The following is a 5,162-nucleotide window of genomic DNA, read 5'->3' as shown; positions in this document are numbered from 1 at the left end:
GAAAAACTTAATTCCACTATACTTTTTATATGCTTTTGCAAAACTAAATTCCGCTCTTTGCCTTCAAGGGGTGGAATTTACTTTTTCAAATGAGGATCCTCATTTTTCAAAAAAAGCAAACCAAAAATTCTTGCCATCCGGCGGAATAATATGATAGAATGTTGTTTGCTGTTGATTGGAACAACACATTGATGGATAAAGAAAGATTTCAACATGCTGTGAGGAGGTGTAAACATGGCAAAGTGCGAAATATGCAATAAGGGACAGCATTTTGGTATAAGGCTCAGCCATTCACACAGAAGGACAAACAGGGTCTGGAAGCCCAATATCAGAAAAGTCAGGCTTGAAGTAAACGGTGTAAAGAAGAGCATGTACGTTTGCGCAAAATGCCTCCGTTCCAGCAAAGTGGGTAAAACCGCTTAATCTGAATCAAGGCATGAAAGAAAAACTCGGGGTTGATTCCCGGGTTTTTTGCTTATACGGCCGATATGCCGTAAAAAATGTGGCTGGTAGGCCACATTCCTTGTCTTATGCATCCCTGTTCTGCCTTATAAGTGGCTGACAGCTGTATGATGTACGGTTCAGACAAGCTGATTCAGCGAATCTTGAAAATGCGCCTGAGTATTCCTCCCAGGAATCCGGGCATCTTAAGGACGACAATCTTCATCTCCATGACCTCCATGCCAGCTCCTGTCCTTACAGTATATTCATGTTCTCGAAAAAGTGTTAATCGATCTTATGCCAAATTAGCAAAAACAAGCTTTTGGGACAAGTTTTTTTCCGGCCCGGTCATTGGTTTCAGTCAATCTGCAAACCAACCCTCCGCAATATTCATCAGATTATCGACAAAAGCATCCCCCTGGTTATCGGAGATCATCACCGGTACACCCAATGCCTTTTCCAGGTCCGATCGGTTCAGATCATCCAGCAGCACCTCGGTTCCGGCACGGAACATGCACCTGGAAAGCAGGAGGGCATCACCCAGTTCCCTGTCTTTCAGCGTTCTCAGCAGATCCTGCCCGGTAAGCAAGCCGGTCACCGACACCTGGCCGCCGAAGAACCGGTTTTCCACGGGAAAAACGGTCAGCCGGATGCCCGGGATCTTTTCTTCCACGCGCCGCACCAGTTCCTCCATGATGGGATAAAACAAGGTTCCCGTAGCAATACTGACCTGCCTGGAGGAAGTCTCCCCTCTTCCGGCCTCCAGACCCGAAAGGGCTTCGAGGGTCTCATGGACGAAGGAGGCCACCATGCCCACGCCGTTTTCAATCTGCGGAAAGTCCTCATAGTCCTCATAGGGCGGCAAGGGCCTTCCGGTCATCAGATAGAATTCATCGGCCAGGTAAACGACCCGGCTGCCATGCTTCTCCATGAGAGCCCGTTGCCAGGATTCCACCTGATCCACCACCTGGGCTGCCGATTTCCTGTTGAAAGGCTCCAGGGGGTACAGACCTTCCCTGTACCGCGTCAGGCCGACCGGCACCACCGAGATGCTGTGCATCCAAGGATACAGGTCGGTCAGATCCCGAAGGGTCCTGTCCAGTTCCTTCCCGTCATTGAGCCCCGGGCACAGGACGATCTGGCTGTTCACCGTAATCCCCGCGTCGGTAAACCGCTTGATTTTTTGCAGCACGTCCCCGGCAAAACGGTTGTTCAGCATTTTCACCCTGAGGGACGGATTGGTGGTATGGACCGACACATTGATGGGAGACATCCTGTAGCGGATGATCCGGTCGATCTCCTCTTCCTTCAGGTTGGTCATGGTGATATAGTTGCCGAACAAAAAGGACAGGCGGGCATCATCGTCCTTGTAATAGAGGGTTTCACGCATGCCGGGAGGCAGCTGATCGATAAAGCAGAAAACGCACTTGTTGCTGCAGCTCTTCTCCTCATCCATCAGGGGATTGTCAAACTCCAGCCCCAGGTCTTCCTCCTCGGCCTTCTCTATCTCAGCAGACCATCTCTCGCCGTTCTGTTTCTCGATCTCAAGGGTCAGGAATTCATCGGCCGTATGAAACCTGTAGTCAAAGACATCGCATATCGCATTGCCGTTGATAGATACCAGGTAGTCTCCGGTCTCGATTCCCAACTCTTCGGCGATACTGCCTGCCTGTACGCCCGATATTCTGATCTTGTCGGTATTCATGCTATATCACCATGCTTTCGAAAAGACTTTCTCCTGCCTGTGCCTGCACGCCATCCGCCCGATACGGGCAGATACCGAGTGGCATAGCGGAGGCAAAAGCCGAAAAAAACAATAGCAGCTTGTGAAAGCTGCTACTTCGTTCTGTGGATTCTGGCTTGATGACGGAGATTATGACTTCACCGTTTCAACCTGTACGACTTCCTTGCCGTCGTAGAAACCGCATTCCTTGCAAACCACATGGGGAAGCTTCAGGCTATGGCATTTGGGGCATGCCACCAGGTTCGGCGCGGCAAGCTTATAATGCGTTCTTCTCTTATGCTTCCTTTGCTTGGAAATTTTACTCTTTGGGACTGCCATCTATTACACCTCCGTTCAGGCCGATAGTTTCATTCCTTTTGTCCGGGAATTAGTTATTGATTAGTGTCTCATAATTTTATTGGTTAAAAAAACCTTTTAACGATTCCAACCTGGGATCAATTGCCTGATCCCCGCCACAATCACATGGAAGACCGGTCAGTTTCTTTCCGCATGAAGGACACAATCCCTTACAATCCTCGCTGCACAGTTGCTGCATGGGAAGACTCAAAAGGATGGCATCCGCTACCATTCGGTCGAGTATGATTACATGCCCCGAATACGTAAACCTGTCTTCTTCATCCGTCCCCGCATCCTGCCTCTCTTCGCCCGACTCAACGATGTTCTCGCGGATCGGAACGGTGATATGGCGTTCAATGGTTTCCCCGCAACGGTCGCAAACCGTTTTGAAATCGATTTGCGCCTCACCTTCGACCTCGATCATGGCATTGAAGCTCGTGGCCTTGCCCTTAACCGTTACAGGGCTTGTAAAGGTCACGGTGCCAATGCTGTCAAGGTCTTCAAGCCGCTCGGTCATCTCAAAACCAATGGATGCACCGATATTTTTAATAATGGACGTAATGTCAAGTTCCATAAACCCCCTCCTTGGAAAGGACAAAAACTGCTTCCCGGAAGGTCAACATGAAATATTATACTCATAGAATCAGGCTTTGTCAACAAAACCTTTCCACCGGGTTTTATGGATCTTTTCCGCCCGTTTATGCCATCATCTCCTGCCTCAGTTTCCATCCCCGGCAGCCGTCATTGGCTGTCATCAGCCAACAGGCTTTTGAGCCAACCGGCAAACACTTCCCTGCTTTCAGCAAAATCACGCACATCCTTTCCATATCGGGTGTTGGCCCATTCCCGCGTGAATTGCATGGCATATGGCCCTTTTCCGTCATCCAGTCTGAAGATGATATTTTCTACGTTTCCAATCAAGGCAAACATGATGACCGCATTGTCGCTGAAAGGTTGCTGGTCAGCGCCATGAATGTAGTAATTTCTTGTTTTTGAATCGGTTCTCACATTAACCGTAATACCATAGGGTTCATTGTCCGTAAACAGCTCAAACGAATCATAAACGGCGTTTTCGGGTAGCGGCAACAGGTAAATGATGTTACCCACCTTGGCGTTGTCGCCCACATAGGGGGTTTTGTATTCCAGAAGCCTTGAGGCAAGGCGATCACCGTCCGTCCTGACGTTCACGGGATCGGTAAACAGCCCTGCGGCCAGGACGACAGCCGCAATGATTGCTGCGATGATTACCCAAAAAGCCGGTTTTTTATAATTCAACACATTCTTGATTCTTTCCTTTACATTGACCTCGCCAAAAGCAATGGCGCCTCCGCCAAGAACATGCTCTCCGGCCGCGAAGGACAACAGCAATTCCGCATAGGGCTTTTTGATATCTTCATGGGTCTTAAGAACCTTTTCGTCACAGGACAGTTCCATATCGTTGCACATGAGCCAGAAGGCCAGCCATACGAGGGGATTGAACCAATGCACGGACACCAGGATATATGCCGCAGCCTTCACAATATGATCCTTCCTGCGGATATGGGCCTTTTCATGGAGCATGATATAGCTTCTTTGGGTGGTATCCAGGCCCGCCGGAAGATAAATCCTCGGTTTTGCCAGGCCCAATACAAACGGTGTCCGCAAATTGGGATCCTCATAGACATTCTCCCCAATCTGCCGCGCATTTTTCAGTTTTCCCTGCAGAATGAAAACCGAGATAACGCCATAAAGGAGCAGCGCAATGACGCCCGTAAGCCAGACATATGCAAGGACTTGAAGGATGGTTAGCGGAACCTCGCCCACCCCGGTAAATGCTGCGGGGAAATTTGCAGGATCCGGCCCGTTTGCCTGAAAACCCTGCTGATAGCTTGGACGATGGGTAACTGAAACCAGCCTGATCTCCTGCGGCATGATGCTGAACAGGCTTTCAACCGAGAACGGCACGGCAAGGCGAAAGGCGACCACCGCCCACAAGGCATAGGAGATGACCTTCGGCGCCTTTTTGAGCAATGGCCTGATAAGAAGAAGGATCAGGATGACATAGCCTGCCTTAAGGCTCATCTCGAAAACAGTAAGGAACAGTTCACCCATCGTTATCCCTCCTGGTGCTCGTCGATCAGTCTTTTCAGCTCTTCGGCCTGCTTTTTGCTTATTTTTCTTCCGCTGACAAAAGCCGCAAGGAATTTGGGCAGGGAGCCGCCGAAGGTATCCTCCACAAAATGGATGCTTTGTTGCGCATAATATGCATCCCTTGTCATGAGGGAGGTCACCACGGCATTCTTGTTCTGGAAGATGCCCTTTTCACACAGCTTTTTCAGCACCGTATAGGTCGTTGACTTTTTCCAGTTCATTTCCTTTTCGCAAAGCCTGACCAGATCGCCGGAATTTATGGGTTCATGCTGCCAGATCAGTTCCGCGAACTTCTCTTCAGCCTCTGCAAGTTTATACACCTTCATACCATAACCTCCTGAGTCTATTCATTATAGACCTGCTACCCATAAGTCTATTACTAATAGACTAACTTGTCAATAGCACGCAAAAAAATGGGTTCTATAATAAATGTTGGGGTGCCGAGGGACAGAAACTTCGGAACTCCAACATTTTTTGCAAATAAAGAGAGCATGGAGTGAAATCTCTAGTA

General features: G+C 49.1%; 6 protein-coding genes. 1 reads left to right on the top strand and 5 read right to left on the bottom strand.

The genetic code is table 11. From position 1 onward, the window contains the following. Positions 1 to 234 precede the first annotated feature (234 nt). Entirely contained in the window at positions 235 to 423 is a 189-nt protein-coding gene (gene rpmB / locus F3H12_RS12700; RefSeq protein ID WP_149679690.1) for a 50S ribosomal protein L28, read from the top strand. Between the two features lie 379 nt (positions 424 to 802). Here rpmB and F3H12_RS12695 read toward each other — a convergent pair whose 3' ends face one another. The 5 genes from F3H12_RS12695 to F3H12_RS12675 all read right to left on the bottom strand — a co-directional run bounded on the left by F3H12_RS12695 (position 803) and on the right by F3H12_RS12675 (position 4,977). After that, positions 803 to 2,146 carry a DUF512 domain-containing protein gene (locus F3H12_RS12695; protein ID WP_149679689.1) on the bottom strand — a complete coding sequence of 448 codons (1,344 nt, stop codon included), beginning with the start codon at positions 2,144 to 2,146 and terminating at the stop codon, positions 803 to 805. A 168-nt stretch (positions 2,147 to 2,314) separates the two neighbouring features. Next, a complete protein-coding gene (gene rpmF / locus F3H12_RS12690; RefSeq protein ID WP_149679688.1) occupies positions 2,315 to 2,503 on the bottom strand; it encodes a 50S ribosomal protein L32 in 189 nt (62 codons plus the stop codon). Between the two features lie 76 nt (positions 2,504 to 2,579). Beyond that, positions 2,580 to 3,095 carry a YceD family protein gene (locus F3H12_RS12685; protein ID WP_149679687.1) on the bottom strand — a complete coding sequence of 172 codons (516 nt, stop codon included), beginning with the start codon at positions 3,093 to 3,095 and terminating at the stop codon, positions 2,580 to 2,582. Positions 3,096 to 3,262: 167 nt separating this feature from the next. Beyond that, positions 3,263 to 4,612, bottom strand: coding sequence for a M56 family metallopeptidase (locus tag F3H12_RS12680; RefSeq protein WP_149679686.1), 1,350 nt, complete (start codon positions 4,610 to 4,612; stop codon positions 3,263 to 3,265). Between the two features lie 2 nt (positions 4,613 to 4,614). Beyond that, a complete protein-coding gene (locus F3H12_RS12675; protein WP_149679685.1) occupies positions 4,615 to 4,977 on the bottom strand; it encodes a BlaI/MecI/CopY family transcriptional regulator in 363 nt (120 codons plus the stop codon). Positions 4,978 to 5,162 lie beyond the last annotated feature (185 nt).

The sequence above is a fragment of the Thermoclostridium caenicola genome (assembly GCF_900142095.1).
Taxonomy (GTDB): Bacteria; Bacillota; Clostridia; order DSM-8532; family DSM-8532; genus Thermoclostridium_A; species Thermoclostridium_A caenicola.
Note: the sequence above shows the minus strand (reverse complement) of the source record. Positions and strands in the feature narration are given on the sequence as shown.